Here is a 12639-nt window from a genome sequence, read left to right as displayed (position 1 = left end):
GCAGGCCCCGTACAGGGCCCCGGACGGGGTGCTCAATCACTATGAATCCGCTCACTACGGCAGATCTTGCCTCCAGGAACATGCGTAGGTCATAGGGGAGTTGAGGAAGCAGCCTGTGCATCCGGCTGCACCGGCTCCCGCTCGCGGAGTACCCTTCCTTGATCGTTGGTGGGGGAGTGGAAGGCGGTGCGCGGTTGAGCTCGGGAGGGTTCGAGCTGCCCCCAGGTGACGCAGGTCACGAGGGGGAATCCACCGATGCCCCGCCAGGGGCGGTCTCACTTGCGCAGCCCATGGAGATCGGCGCGGAACTGGACTGGGGAGCGGACGCCTGGAGCGAGGTGCGCACGCGCGCCCAGCGGGCCGGACGTGCCTACATCTGGCTCAATCTCGTGGAGCAGCGGCTGCGCGCCGTGGTCGCCGCGGTGCTCCGGCCCATCTACGAGCCGGTCCACGGCGAGGACTGGGTGGTGGCCGCCGCGGGCCCGGCCGGACAGGAGTGGGTGCAGCGCGCCGTGGCCGTGCGCGAGGTCTCGCGCCGCAAGGGCTATCTGCTGGACCCGGCCGACGACAACGTGCTCAGCTTCCTCACGCTGCCGCAGCTGCGCGAGCTGATGGTCCAGCACTGGCCGTGCTTCGAGCCGTACTTCGACGACCGGCGCGAGGTCGAGCTGGCGCTCGACGAACTGGAGGTCGCCCGCAATGTGGTCTCCCGCAACCGCGCCCTGAACGAGGCGGTTCTCGCCCAGGCCGAGCGCGCCTCCGCCCGGCTCCTGGAGATCCTCGGCAGTGGCGCCGCGGTCCCGTCGTCCGACCGGCTGCCGGTCGATGCCGTCGAGGAGCTGGTCGGCGACCGGTACGCGGACGTGGTCTCCGTCCACTCCGACCGGGTGCGCCTCCAGCGCCAGCTGCCCGCCGAGGACCTCTTCGGCGGTTCGCGCCGTCTCGACGCGATCGGCATAGGGCTCAATCTGCTCGTGCAGAACTTCTCCGGCCGCAGGCTGATCCGGCTCGCCGAGTCGGGCTGCCGGGTCCGGCTGCTCTTCATCAACCCGGCGAGCAGCGCGGTCAAGCGCCGGGAACGGGAACTGGGTCTCAAGAAGGGCGAGCTGAGCCGGTCGGTGGAGATGAACATCCTTCACATGCGCCGGGTCCGCTCCAAGCTCCGTGACCCGGGCGCCTTCGAGATCCATGTCTTCGACGAGACGCCGCGCTTCACGGCCTATCTGGTCGACGGCGACGGGACGGACGCGGTCGGGGTCGTCCAGCCGTATCTGCGGCGCGCACGCGGCATGGAGGCACCCGTGCTGGTGCTGCGGGGCGGCGGGCGTGCGGTGGTCCGGGCGGGCCAGGACAACGAGCACGGGCTGTTCGAGACGTACCGCGAGGAATTCGAGTCCGTGTGGACGGACTCCCGGCCCGTCTCCTGAGGGGCCCTCGCTCCGTTGTCAGTGGTGCGTGCGAGGGTGGTCATCACCTGGGGGAGAGCACCACGAAGGAGGTACGGGATGAGCTGGCACCGGGAGGCGCTGGTCGGCTTCGACCTGGAGACGACGGGTACGGAACCGCTGGAGGCCCGGATCGTGACAGCCGCGGTCGTCGGTGTCGCGGGCCGGGGCGGGGAGCCGGTGCGCCAGCGCACCTGGCTGGCGGATCCGGGCGTCCGGATTCCGGCACAGGCCTCGGCGATCCACGGCATCAGCAGCGAGCGGGCGGCGGCGGAGGGCCGGCCGGTGCGCGAGGTGGCCGACGAGATCGCCGAGACACTCACCGGCTACTGGCGCCAGGGGGTGCCGGTCGTCGCGTACAACGCGGCCTTCGACCTGACGCTGCTCACGGCGGAGCTCCGGCGGCACGGGCTGCCGTCGCTGAGCGACCGGCTCGACGGGGCAGGGATCGGACCCGTCATCGACCCGTACACCATCGACCGGACCGTCGACCGCTACCGCAAGGGCAAGCGCACCCTCGAAGCGGTCTGCGTCGAGTACGGCGTGGTGCACGGCGGCGCCCATGACGCGGGGGCGGACGCACTGGCCGCGGTCCGGGTGGCGTACGCGATAGCCGAGCGGCACGGCTCGGTGGCCGGACTGACCGCCGCCGAGCTGCATGAGCGCCAGGTGGAGTGGTACGCGCAATGGGCGGCCGACTTCCAGCAGTTCCTGCGCCGCAAGGGCACGGCGGACGCGGTGGTCGACGGTCACTGGCCCCTGCGGGAGCCGGCCCGAGTGGCGGGCTGAGAGTCCGAGCCGGTGCGGCCCGGGGCGTCTTCTGAGCCCGTCCGGTCGCCGGGGGCGCGACGGCCGCCGGACGGTTTTCCTCACGGCGTCAGAACGGATACCACCGCACCGCGGTGTCGCCGTCGCGCAGCGACGCCACCCGGCGGCGGAACTCCGCGAGGGCCTTCGGGTTGGTCGGTGCGTGCTGGGACACCCAGGCGCAGCTGGCCGTCTCCCGCGCACCGCGCAGCACCGCGCAGCCGTCCCATGCGCGGACGTCCCAGCCGTAGGCGGCGGTGAAGGCGTCGTACGCCTCGGCCGCCAGTCCGTACCGGTCCCGGGACAGCGCGAGCACCACCAGATCGTGCTCGCGCAAATCCGTGGAGAAGGTCTCCAGGTCGACCAGCACCGGCCCGTCCGGACCGATGTGGACGTTCCGGGGGAGCGCGTCGCCGTGGATCGGGCCGGGCGGAAGATGAGGGACCAGCGCGGCCGCGGCTGCGGCGAAGCCGTCGCGGCGTTCGCGCAGATAGTCGGCGTCGGCCGGGTCGATCGCATCGCCCGCGAGCCGCAGCCAGCGCTCGACCCCGCCCAGCAGCTCACGGCGCGGAAGGGTGAAACCGTCGGGGTCGGGCAGCGCGTGGACCAGGGTGAGCAGGTGCGCCAGATCCCGCGGCTCGGCCGGGCGTACTGCGTCGGGCAGCCGGTGCCAGAGGGTCACCGGGTGGCCCTCCACCAGCCGCGCCCCGGGCTCCGCGGCCCGTACGGCGGGAACCCCGGAGGCGGCCAGCCACTGCGCGACAGCCACCTCGCGCTCGGCCCGGTCCCGAAGTTCCGGGTTCCGCACGGCGTTCCGGCCGACCTTGACCACCAAGTCGTCCACGGCGAACACCGCGTTCTCACCCAGCGCGAGCAGCTCCGCACCGCCGGACAGCCCGGCAGCGGTCAGCACCTCGCGCGCACGCATCTCGTTCATGGCTCCGATTTTCGCATCCGTGCAGGCCCGCTTGACGAACCGATGGACCGTCAGCACGATGACGAGGGCCACCTGAGCGGCCAGAACGGTATGAAACCGATCGAATGACGCAAGGGGGCGAATTCATGACATTGGCGACTGCAACGGTACGAACCGGGAGGCACGGCCCGGTCGGTGGCCTGTACGGCGGGCGGATCCGGACGACGCGCCGGAGCGCGGGCACCTGGTTCCTGGTACTGCCCGCGCTGATCCCGATCCTGATCCTCAGCGTCGGCCCGCTCCTCTACGGCATCGCGCTGGCCTTCACCGACGCCCAGTCCGGCCGCACCCGCTCCACCCAGTGGGTGGGCGGGCTGAACTTCCAGGATCTGCTGCACGACGCCCTCTTCTGGGACTCGTTCCGCATCGGCCTGCTGTGGGCGGTCGGTGTCACCGTCCCGCAGTTCGTGCTGGCGCTCGGCCTCGCCCTGCTGCTCAACCAGAATCTGCGGCTGCGCTGGCTGGCGCGGGCGCTGGCGATCATTCCGTGGGCGATGCCCGAGGTGGTCGTCGGCATCATGTGGCGGCTCGTCTACCACCCGGACGCGGGCGTCCTCAACGAGACCGTGCGCGATCTCGGCTTCGGCGACGGCCGGGACTGGCTCACCGGACTGGCCACCGCGCTGCCCGCCGTGGTCGTGGTGGGCGTCTGGGCCGGCATGCCGCAGACCACCGTCGCCCTGCTCGCCGGACTGCAGAACACCCCGCACGAACTCCACGAGGCGGCCGCACTGGACGGAGCGGGCGCCTGGCGCCGCTTCTGCACCGTCACCTGGCCCGCGCTCAGACCGGTCGCGCTCTCCATCACCGCGCTCAACTTCATCTGGAACTTCAACGCCTTCGCCCTGGTCTACGTGCTGACCAACGGCGGACCCGGTGGCCGAACCCGGCTGCCGATGCTCTTCGCGTACGAAGAGGCCTTCCGTTACGGACAGTTCGGCTACGCCGCCGCGATGGGCTGTGTGATGGTCGCGGTGATCTCCGTGATCCTCGCGGTGCATCTCGTCGGCCGGCTCGGAGGAGGCGAGGACCGGTGAGCGTACGTGCCGGCGGATGTGCGCGAGCCGGGCAGTACGTCGCGCTGCTCGGCTATCTCGTCTTTCTGGCGCTCCCGTTCCTGTGGCTGATCTCCACCGCCTTCAAACCGGCGAGGGAACTGGGCTCCCTGCACCCGACCTGGATTCCCGAACACCCGACGCTGGACAACTTCCGCGAGGCGTTCGACGAACAGCCACTGCTCCAGGCCGCCGCCAACTCGCTGACCGCCGCGCTCTGCGCCGCCCTCATCGCGGTCGTCATCGCCACGCCCATGGCCTACGTGACGGCCCGCCATCGCTCCGGGCTCTCGACGGCCACCACCGGCTGGGTCGTGATCAGCCAGGCGTTCCCGTTCGTGCTGCTGATCATTCCGCTCTTCCTGATCCTGAAGCATCTCCATCTGATCAACTCCCTGTGGGGTCTGGTCATGGTGTACGTCGTCTGGGCGCTGCCCTTCGCGCTGTGGATGCTGACCGGCTACGTACGGGCCGTGCCCACCGAACTCGAGGAGGCCGCCTCGGTCGACGGCGCGGGCCGGCTGCGGACGCTGGTCTCGGTCACCGCACCGCTGCTGGCGCCCGGCATCGTCGCCACCGCGCTCTTCGCGTTCATCACGGCGTGGAACGAGTTCTTCTTCGCACTCGTCCTGCTCAAGACACCGGAGAAACAGACCTTGCCGGTCGTGCTGACCCACTTCATCGGCGCGGAGGGAGCGGCCGATCTCGGGCCGCTCGCCGCCGCCGCGTTCCTCGCGACCCTGCCCTCGCTGGTCGTCTTCGCGATCATCCAGCGGCGGATCACGGGCTCCCTGCTGGCCGGGGCGGTGAAGAGCTGATGGCCGCTCCGGTACGGAGGACGGCCGCCGCAGTGGTCACCGCGCTGGCCCTGCTGCTCACAGGCTGCTCGGGGACGGGCGACGGCGGGGACGGCAGCGGACGCACCGAGCTCACCTTCCAGTCGCTGGCCTGGCAGAAGGAGTCCGTCGACGCCAACAAGCAACTGGTGAGGGAGTGGAACGCAACCCACCCCGACATCCATGTCACCTACGTCCAGGGCAGCTGGGACACCGTCCACGACCAGCTGCTCACCTCCTTCGAGGGCGACGAGGCGCCGGACGTCATCCATGACGCGTCCGACGACCTCGCCGACTTCGCGTACGGCGGCTACCTCGCCGATCTGCGCACGCTCCTCCCGGACCGGCTGACCGCCGACATCCCGCAGCAGAGCTGGCGGACCACCACCTTCGGCGACGGCGTCTACGGAGTGCCGTTCCTCCAGGAGCCCCGCGTCCTGATCGCCAACACCCGGATCCTCCAGGAGTCGGGCGTCCGCGTCCCGACCCCCGACAGCCCCTGGAGCTGGGCCGAGTTCCGCCGGGTCGCCAAGGAACTGACGGGCAAGGGGCGGTACGGCGTGGCCTGGCCGCTCAAGGAGCCGGTCTCCGTCACCCTCAACCTCGGGCTCTCCGCCGACGGCCGGCTCTTCCACCGCGGAGCCGACGGCAAGGTCACCATCCGTTCGGAGAAGAGCGATCGGGTCGTGCCCGACACCATTCGCGACCAGGTCGAGACCGATCGCAGTGCCGCCCGCACCGCGCTCGGCATGGGTGGCTCCGACACGCTCCCCGGATTCTTCGGCGGCAAGTACGCGATGGTTCCGCTCGGCTTCTCGTACCGTCAACAGGTCGCCGAACAGGCCCCCGAGGGCTTCGAGTGGACGGTCCTGCCCGCCCCCGCGGGCAGCGGCGGGCTTGCCCAGGGGGTGAGCCCGCAGACCCTCTCCGTCTCGCAGGCCAGCCCGCACAAGAAGGAGGCCGCCCGGTTCATCGACTTCCTGCTCCGGCCCAGGAACATGGTGCGACTGGCCAAGGGGGACTGGATGCTCCCGACCGGGACCGAGGCTCTCGCGGACCCGGCCCTGCACACCGACAAGGACGGCTGGGCGACCGGTGTCGCGGTCGCGAAGGCGCTCCGCCCGGCCCCCGCCCAGTCGGTCCGCGGCTACCCGGAATGGAAGGACAAGGTCGCCACACCGGCCCTCCAGGAGTACTACAGCGGAGCGATCGGTGCCGAGGAGCTGAGGAAACGTCTGGTGGACGACGGGAACCGGGTGCTGGCCCGCTACCAGCGCTGACGCGTCGGGTGCGGCGGGCCTCTCCTTCGGGCGGGGCCGGGCGCGCGTGCCCCTCACCGATCCGTCCCGACCCGAACGAAAGGAACCGAGGCGTCCCGACGGCGAGGCGCGACCGGTCCTCCACACATCTGCCGACCGGCGGGTGGGGGCGGAATCAGGTCGACTCCTCGTCCGTCCGGGTGCCCGGACGGGGTCCGCCTTCCCTCTTGCGAAGAGCGCCGGTCGTCGTTGCGGGAGCGGCGCGCCCCGCCCGTGCGGCTCAGGTCGTGGAGGCGGTGCCCGACTTGAACACAGCTGGCCGGTTTCTTATTACGAAGCCTTGTTGTGTAAGTCACAGCCGGATGAAGGCCTTGATCTGAGCGCGTCAATGAGTGAGGGTTTCGAGCCAGCCCCCGGAGATCTTCCGGCCGGGGGCCAATCCCCCCACAAAGATGACGAGGAGACCCCTCTTCATGGCAATTCACAAGCGCGCACGCCGGATCAAGCTGACCGCCGCCATAACCGCGGTGGCCGCGGCGGCCGGAGTCACCCTGCTGGGCAGCCCCGTCGCCGGAGCCGCACCCGCTCCCGCGATGGGCACCGTCCACGGTGCGGACGCGGCGACCGCCGTCCCGGGCAGCTACATCGTGATGCTGGACCACAAGGCCGACAAGGCGAAGCTCGCCAAGCAGTACGGCGGCAAGCTCAAGCGGAACTACAGCTCCGCCATCAACGGCTTCTCCGCCGACGGTCTGTCGCTGACCGAGGCCAAGCGCCTGGCGGCCGACCCGGCCGTCTCCCAGGTGGTTCAGAACAAGAAGTTCCACATCGACGCCACCCAGGACAACCCGCCCTCCTGGGGGCTGGACCGGATCGACCAGACCGAGACGGCCGGCGACAACGCGTACACCTACCCGGACAGCGCCGGCGAGGGCGTCACCGCGTACGTCATCGACACCGGTGTCCGCACCACGCACAACGACTTCGAGGGCCGGGCCGTCTCGGGCTACGACGCGGTGGACGACGACGACAGCGCCGATGACGGCAACGGCCACGGCACCCATGTGGCAGGCACCATCGCCGGTGCGACGTACGGCGTGGCCAAGAAGGCGAAGATCGTCGCCGTGCGGGTCCTCGACGACTCCGGCTCGGGCACCACCGAGCAGGTCGTCGCGGGCATCGACTGGGTCACCGCCCACCACGAGGGCCCCTCCGTCGCCAACATGAGCCTCGGCGGCGGCGCGGACGAGGCGCTCGACTCGGCGGTCCAGAAGGCCATCGCCTCCGGAGTCACCTTCGCGGTGGCCGCCGGAAACGACTCCTCCGACGCGAGCGAGACCTCCCCGGCCCGCGTCCCGCAGGCCATCACCGTCGCCTCGTCCACGGTGGACGACGAACAGTCCTCGTTCTCCAACTACGGCTCGATCGTGGACATCTACGCACCCGGATCGGACATCACCTCGTCCTGGAACGACAGCGACGACGGATCCAACACCATCTCCGGTACGTCCATGGCGACCCCGCACGTCGTCGGTGCCGCCGCCGTCTACCTCTCCGGACACCCGGACGCCACCCCGGCGGAGGTCGCCACGGCGCTGACCGACGGAGCCACCCCCGACGCGATCTCCAACGCGACCGAGGGCACGCCGAACAAGCTGCTGAAGATCGTCGAGTAGCCGATCCCCGCAGTCGCGACCGGGCGGCGCGCGCCCGGCGCAACGGAGTCGGCGGCCGCCGCGCCCTCCCCCACGGGGCGCGGCGGCCGCACGGCGTGGACGGATCGTCCTATGGTGTGCCCATGACGATGTACGTGGCGCTGTTGCGCGGGATCAATGTGAGTGGCCACAAGAAGGTTCCGATGGCCGAACTGCGCACACTGCTCACCGAACTCGGCCACGGAGACGTCCGTACCCATCTGCAGAGCGGCAACGCCGTCTTCAGCAGCACGTCGGACGACGAGGACGCACTCGCCGCCGAGCTGGAACAGGCCATCGAGAAGCGATTCGGCTTCCCGGTCCCCTGCCTGGTCCGGGACGGCGGCTACCTCACGGCAGTTGCCGCGGCCTGCCCGTTCCCGGCCGACGAACTCGAAGGCAGGCAACTGCACATCACCTACTACGCGCAGCCGGTCGACGCCGAACGCTTCGCCGGGATCGACGCGGCGGCCTTCCTCCCCGAGGAGTTCCGGCTCGGCGACCGCGCGCTCTACCTCTACACCCCCGACGGGCTGGGCCGTTCCAAACTCGCCGAAGCCCTTTTCCGCCCCGCCCGCAACAAGGGCGTCATCGCCACCTCGCGCAACTGGAACACCGTGGTCAAGCTCGTGGAGATGACCGCGTCGGCCGGGACCGCACACGACGGAGCCCGCTCATGACCGAACCGTCCCCGGGCGTGGCCGCGGCCATGGAGGGCGAGCTCCGCCTCCTGGACCCGTTGGTCCGCGCCTCAGCCGAACTCCTCACCCAGGTGCTGCACCCCGAGTACCGCGAGATCGACTCCGCCGGCCGCGTCTGGGACCGCGACGCGCTGATCGCCTCGCTCACCGCCGAGGACGCTCCACGTCCCGGACCGCTCACCGCGTCCCGGATGCGCGGCCTCCAGCTGGACGCGGAACTGGTCCACCTCACCTACGACACCGAGACGAAAGGCCACCTCGCCCATCGCAGTTCGCTGTGGCGGCTGACCGACGCGGGCTGGGTGCTCTACTTCCACCAGGCCACGCCGTTCGACGCAGCCGCGAACACCGCTGACGAGACCGACGACTGAACCCGCTCAGCGACGGGTGACGCGCTGCGCCCGAGCCGCCCACCGGCCGTCCGTACGGGAGATCCGCACCGGATGTCCGAAGCAGTCGCTGACCTGACCGGTGGTCAGCACCTCGTCGGCCGGGCCCGACGCCACACACCGCCCGCCCCGCAGCAGCATCGCGTGCGTGGTGGAGGCCGGCAGCTCCTCCAGATGATGCGTGACCAGGACCGTCGCCAGCTCCGGATGCTCCTCGCGCAGTGTGTCCAGACTGTCGAGCAACTGCTCACGAGCGGCGAGATCAAGGCCCGTGGCCGGCTCGTCGAGCAGCAGCAGCCGAGGCTGTGGCATCAGTGCGCGGGCGATGAGCGTGCGTCCCCGCTCGCCCTGCGAGAGCGCGGGCCAGCGCGATCCGGTCTTGCCGCCCATGCCGAGCATCTTCAGCAGCCGCTCCGCCCGGGCCCGCTGCTCCGCGCTCGCGGACCAGCGCGGGACCGGCTCGACCGAGTTGGTCAGGCCGGTCAGCACCACCTCGTGCACCGACAGCGGGGAACGCAGCGGATGGCGCGGATTGACATGTCCGAGCAGCGACCGCAGCTCCCGCAGATCGACTCGCCCCAGCGTGCGCCCCAACACCTCGACCGAGCCCCTGGTGGGGTGGTTGACCGCGCCGAGCAGTCCCAGCAGCGTGCTCTTGCCCGCCCCGTTCGCACCCAGCAGGGCCCAGTGCTCGCCGCCCCGCACGACCAGGGAGACCGAGTCGAGCAGGACGGTGCCGTCCCGCACGAGCGAGACGCCGTCGGCCCGGATCACCGGGACGGCGGCGGGTGAACCGGGGACACCGGCGGGGCCGGGGACGGCGGCCGTGATGTGTGTGCTCATGCGGGGCCTTCCTTCATGCGGGTGCGAGCGCCTCCAGGCGGCTCATGTCCTCGGCCGACAGACCGACCTCACGGGCCCCCAGGTTCTCCGCCAGATGGGCGGGCGAACCGGTGCCCGGGGTCGGGCACAGCACGGGGGAGCGGTGCAGCAGCCAGGCGAGGGCGATCTGCCCGCGGGTGGCATCGTGCCGATCGGCGATGTCGGTAAGTGCCGTGGCCGCCTCGCCGGTCAGGGCGCCGTTGGCCAGTGGGAACCAGGGCAGAAAGGCGAGGCCATGGGTCTCGCACACCTTCAGTACCGCGTCCGACGAACGGTCGAGGAGGTTGAAGCGGTTCTGCACCGAGGCGATCCCGGTCAGGGAGAGAGCCTGCTCCAGCTGGTCGGCGGTGAGGGTGTCCAGACCGATGTACCGGATCTTACCCTCCCGCCTCAACGCGTCGAGGGCGCCCAACTGGTCGGCCATGGGTACGTCCGGGTCCAGCCGGTGCAGCTGGTAGAGATCGATCCGGTCCGTCCGCAGCCGCCGCAGACTGGCCTCGCACATCGCCCGCAGCTGCTCCGGACGGCCCGCGACGTGCCAGGCGCTGTCGCTCGTGCGTACCACCCCGCCCTTGGTCGCGATCACCAGTTCCCGGGGGTAGGGGTGGAGGGCTTCGGCGACCAGTTCCTCGGCCAGCGCGGGACCGTAGTTGTCGGCGGTGTCGATGAGCGTGACGCCCTGCTCGACGGCCGTCCGCAGCACGGCCACGGCGTCGCGCCGGTCACCGCGCGGCCCCCAGTATCCGGGGCCGGTCAGCTGGGCGGTGCCGTAGCCGAGACGACGTACGGGCAGCTCACCACCGAGCAGGAACACATCGTCGAGAGGCCGTGACATGGAAGACATGACAGGAACAGTAGTGCTGTGCGCGGTCGATGCCACGACTCCCCCCTGTGCCGAGGTGCTGTCGGCTCCACGGCATACCCGCACCGGTCGACGACACACTGCGGCGCATCGCGAACACCTTCGCGAGCGAGCGCCGGGAACCCGGTTCGATGTCCGTGGCCGAGCCAAGGGCTGCCCCGTGATCCCCGGCGGGCACGCGACGACAGCCACGGCACCTCGCCGCGTTGTCGGAACGTCCACATACATATCCGGTATGCGGACACCCCTCCGCCTTGCGATGCACCGCATCCGACGCCGCGCGCTGATCCACCGCGGATCACGGGACAGCCCTTTGGTCGCTCTCGTCGACGCCGCCTCCCGAAACCGCGGTCCGCGGTCGGCGTCGCCTTTCTTCAAGACCGTTGTCAGTGGCCGGTCCTAGCCTGGGACGCATGAAGAACGAGCACGCCCACATGACCGAATGCGCTGCCGAGGCGGCCCGGATCGCCCGCTCCATCAGCGCCGAACAGCTCGACCTGCCCACCACCCCCTGCGGCGAGTGGGACCTGCGCGGACTCATCAACCACTGGGTGCTCTACACCTCGTACGGTCTGGAGCACCGCGCCCTGCGCAAGGACCTCCCGGACGAACTCGTCAACCGTGACTTCACCGCCGACGCCGACTGGGCGCAGACCTACGCGGCCCAGCTGGACCGCGCCGTCGCCGCCTGGTCGGACCCGGCGGTCTGGGAGGGCGAGATCGACCTGGGGGGTTCGACGTCCCCGGCCTCCGAGATCGCCGCGATGCTCATCGAGGAGACGGCCCTGCACACCTGGGACGTGGCACGGGCCACCGGGCAGGAGTTCCGGCTGTCCGACGCGGCGGCGGCCCACCTCCTCGACATCGTCGACGCCTCCGCCGCGCTCTACCGGCAGTACGACGGCTTCGCCGACGAGGTGACGGTGCCCGGATCGGCTTCGGTGCTCGATCGGGCACTGGCCCACAGCGGACGCGACCCGCACTGGAGCCGGGCCTGAAAATGGCCCAGCCGATCGGTCGGTGAATGGCCCGGAGGGGTACGCCAATACCTGGCTAGGCTCGACGCATGACCACTCACCGCACACCGGACACGGGCAGGGCCGTCGTCGACTTCTACTTCGACCCGGCCTGCCCGTTCGCCTGGATCACCTCCCGCTGGATGCTGGAGGTGGAGCAGCAGCGGGACATCGAGCTCCGCTTCCACGTCATGAGCCTCCACCTGCACAACATCGGCAACGAACTCCCCGACTGGTACCGGGAACTGGTCGACAGGTCGATCGGCCCGGTACGGGTCGCCGTCGCGGCGGCGGCCGAGCACGGCGACGCGGTGCTCCGCGACCTCTACACCGCCATGGGCAGCCGCATCCACCAGCAGAAGAACGAGGACTTCGACGAGGTGATCGCGCAATCCCTCGCGCAGCTCGGTCTGCCGGCCGCGCTGGCAGCCGCGGCGCACTCGGAGACGTACGACGAGGCGCTGCGGCGCAGCCACGACGCCGGCAAGGATCCGGAGGCGGACGGTTACGTCGGTACGCCCACGATCCATGTCGACGGCTCGGTCTGGTTCGGGCCCGTCCTGAGGGCCGTGCCGCGCGGAGAGAAGGCCGCACGCCTCTTCGACAGCTTCCGGGAGCTTGCCGGGAATCCGGATCTCTTCGAGCTCAAGCGCACCCGCACCGGCAGTCTCGACGTGGGCTGAGGCGCGGCACCGGGGCGCGCCCCGTGTGATCCGG

13 protein-coding genes are annotated in these 12639 nt (G+C 70.6%); 10 read left to right on the top strand and 3 right to left on the bottom strand.

The features are described from left to right. Positions 1–194 precede the first annotated feature (194 nt). Together ACIQCZ_RS15140 and ACIQCZ_RS15135 are read left to right on the top strand one after the other, a co-directional pair. Complete coding sequence (locus tag ACIQCZ_RS15140; RefSeq protein WP_351073844.1) at positions 195–1427, top strand: SAV2148 family HEPN domain-containing protein; 1233 nt, start codon at positions 195–197, stop codon at positions 1425–1427. A 78-nt stretch (positions 1428–1505) separates the two neighbouring features. After that, entirely contained in the window at positions 1506–2234 is a 729-nt protein-coding gene (locus tag ACIQCZ_RS15135) for a 3'-5' exonuclease (protein ID WP_402282579.1), read from the top strand. 88 nt (positions 2235–2322) lie between these two features. On the opposite strand, the gene ACIQCZ_RS15130 is transcribed toward ACIQCZ_RS15135, so the two are convergent. Next, positions 2323–3189, bottom strand: a complete 867-nt coding sequence (locus tag ACIQCZ_RS15130) for a phosphotransferase enzyme family protein (protein WP_402282577.1) — start codon at positions 3187–3189, stop codon at positions 2323–2325. A 125-nt stretch (positions 3190–3314) separates the two neighbouring features. Between ACIQCZ_RS15130 and ACIQCZ_RS15125 the strand changes: the two genes are divergently transcribed. From ACIQCZ_RS15125 to ACIQCZ_RS15100, 6 genes are all read left to right on the top strand, one after another. Next, positions 3315–4265, top strand: coding sequence for a carbohydrate ABC transporter permease (locus ACIQCZ_RS15125; RefSeq protein WP_402282576.1), 951 nt, complete (start codon positions 3315–3317; stop codon positions 4263–4265). Continuing rightward, positions 4262–5101: a carbohydrate ABC transporter permease gene (locus tag ACIQCZ_RS15120; RefSeq protein ID WP_402282575.1), complete on the top strand. Its 840-nt coding sequence runs from the start codon at positions 4262–4264 to the stop codon at positions 5099–5101. Before ACIQCZ_RS15125 ends, ACIQCZ_RS15120 begins: the two co-directional genes overlap by 4 nt. Then, positions 5101–6399, top strand: a complete 1299-nt coding sequence (locus ACIQCZ_RS15115) for an ABC transporter substrate-binding protein (RefSeq protein ID WP_402282574.1) — start codon at positions 5101–5103, stop codon at positions 6397–6399. Before ACIQCZ_RS15120 ends, ACIQCZ_RS15115 begins: the two co-directional genes overlap by 1 nt. 452 nt (positions 6400–6851) lie before the next feature. Then, positions 6852–8054: a S8 family serine peptidase gene (locus ACIQCZ_RS15110; RefSeq protein ID WP_402282573.1), complete on the top strand. Its 1203-nt coding sequence runs from the start codon at positions 6852–6854 to the stop codon at positions 8052–8054. A gap of 122 nt (positions 8055–8176) precedes the next feature. After that, a complete protein-coding gene (locus ACIQCZ_RS15105; protein ID WP_402282572.1) occupies positions 8177–8752 on the top strand; it encodes a DUF1697 domain-containing protein in 576 nt (191 codons plus the stop codon). Beyond that, positions 8749–9144, top strand: a complete 396-nt coding sequence (locus tag ACIQCZ_RS15100; protein ID WP_402282571.1) for a DUF4440 domain-containing protein — start codon at positions 8749–8751, stop codon at positions 9142–9144. Before ACIQCZ_RS15105 ends, ACIQCZ_RS15100 begins: the two co-directional genes overlap by 4 nt. A 6-nt stretch (positions 9145–9150) precedes the next feature. On the opposite strand, the gene ACIQCZ_RS15095 is transcribed toward ACIQCZ_RS15100, so the two are convergent. Further along, complete coding sequence (locus tag ACIQCZ_RS15095; RefSeq protein ID WP_402282570.1) at positions 9151–10005, bottom strand: ABC transporter ATP-binding protein; 855 nt, start codon at positions 10003–10005, stop codon at positions 9151–9153. 13 nt (positions 10006–10018) lie between these two features. Beyond that, the gene (locus ACIQCZ_RS15090; protein ID WP_402282569.1) at positions 10019–10888 is read right to left on the bottom strand and encodes an aldo/keto reductase; all 870 of its coding nucleotides are present in this window, start codon (positions 10886–10888) and stop codon (positions 10019–10021) included. A gap of 431 nt (positions 10889–11319) precedes the next feature. Here ACIQCZ_RS15090 and ACIQCZ_RS15085 point away from each other — a divergent pair, with 431 nt between their 5' ends. Together ACIQCZ_RS15085 and ACIQCZ_RS15080 are read left to right on the top strand one after the other, a co-directional pair. After that, positions 11320–11904: a TIGR03086 family metal-binding protein gene (locus ACIQCZ_RS15085; protein WP_402282568.1), complete on the top strand. Its 585-nt coding sequence runs from the start codon at positions 11320–11322 to the stop codon at positions 11902–11904. Between the two features lie 68 nt (positions 11905–11972). Next, positions 11973–12605: a DsbA family protein gene (locus tag ACIQCZ_RS15080; RefSeq protein ID WP_376283619.1), complete on the top strand. Its 633-nt coding sequence runs from the start codon at positions 11973–11975 to the stop codon at positions 12603–12605. Positions 12606–12639: the final 34 nt, after the last annotated feature.

Source organism: Streptomyces sp. NPDC093149 (assembly GCF_044754145.1).
GTDB lineage: Bacteria > Actinomycetota > Actinomycetes > Streptomycetales > Streptomycetaceae > Streptomyces.
The sequence above is the reverse complement of the archived record's forward strand: the minus strand, read 5'-3'. Positions and strand labels throughout refer to the sequence as shown.

Excerpts from the sequence above, each read along its gene's own strand:
- ACIQCZ_RS15135 (WP_402282579.1), top strand. The coding sequence starts at position 1,506 with ATGAGCTGGCACCGGGAGGCGCTGGTCGGCTTCGACCTGGAGACGACG.
- ACIQCZ_RS15130 (WP_402282577.1), bottom strand. The coding sequence starts at position 3,189 with ATGAACGAGATGCGTGCGCGCGAGGTGCTGACCGCTGCCGGGCTGTCC.
- ACIQCZ_RS15125 (WP_402282576.1), top strand. The coding sequence starts at position 3,315 with ATGACATTGGCGACTGCAACGGTACGAACCGGGAGGCACGGCCCGGTC.
- ACIQCZ_RS15115 (WP_402282574.1), top strand. The coding sequence starts at position 5,101 with ATGGCCGCTCCGGTACGGAGGACGGCCGCCGCAGTGGTCACCGCGCTG.
- ACIQCZ_RS15110 (WP_402282573.1), top strand. The coding sequence starts at position 6,852 with ATGGCAATTCACAAGCGCGCACGCCGGATCAAGCTGACCGCCGCCATA.
- ACIQCZ_RS15105 (WP_402282572.1), top strand. The coding sequence starts at position 8,177 with ATGACGATGTACGTGGCGCTGTTGCGCGGGATCAATGTGAGTGGCCAC.
- ACIQCZ_RS15100 (WP_402282571.1), top strand. The coding sequence starts at position 8,749 with ATGACCGAACCGTCCCCGGGCGTGGCCGCGGCCATGGAGGGCGAGCTC.
- ACIQCZ_RS15095 (WP_402282570.1), bottom strand. The coding sequence starts at position 10,005 with ATGAGCACACACATCACGGCCGCCGTCCCCGGCCCCGCCGGTGTCCCC.
- ACIQCZ_RS15090 (WP_402282569.1), bottom strand. The coding sequence starts at position 10,888 with ATGTCTTCCATGTCACGGCCTCTCGACGATGTGTTCCTGCTCGGTGGT.
- ACIQCZ_RS15085 (WP_402282568.1), top strand. The coding sequence starts at position 11,320 with ATGAAGAACGAGCACGCCCACATGACCGAATGCGCTGCCGAGGCGGCC.
- ACIQCZ_RS15080 (WP_376283619.1), top strand. The coding sequence starts at position 11,973 with ATGACCACTCACCGCACACCGGACACGGGCAGGGCCGTCGTCGACTTC.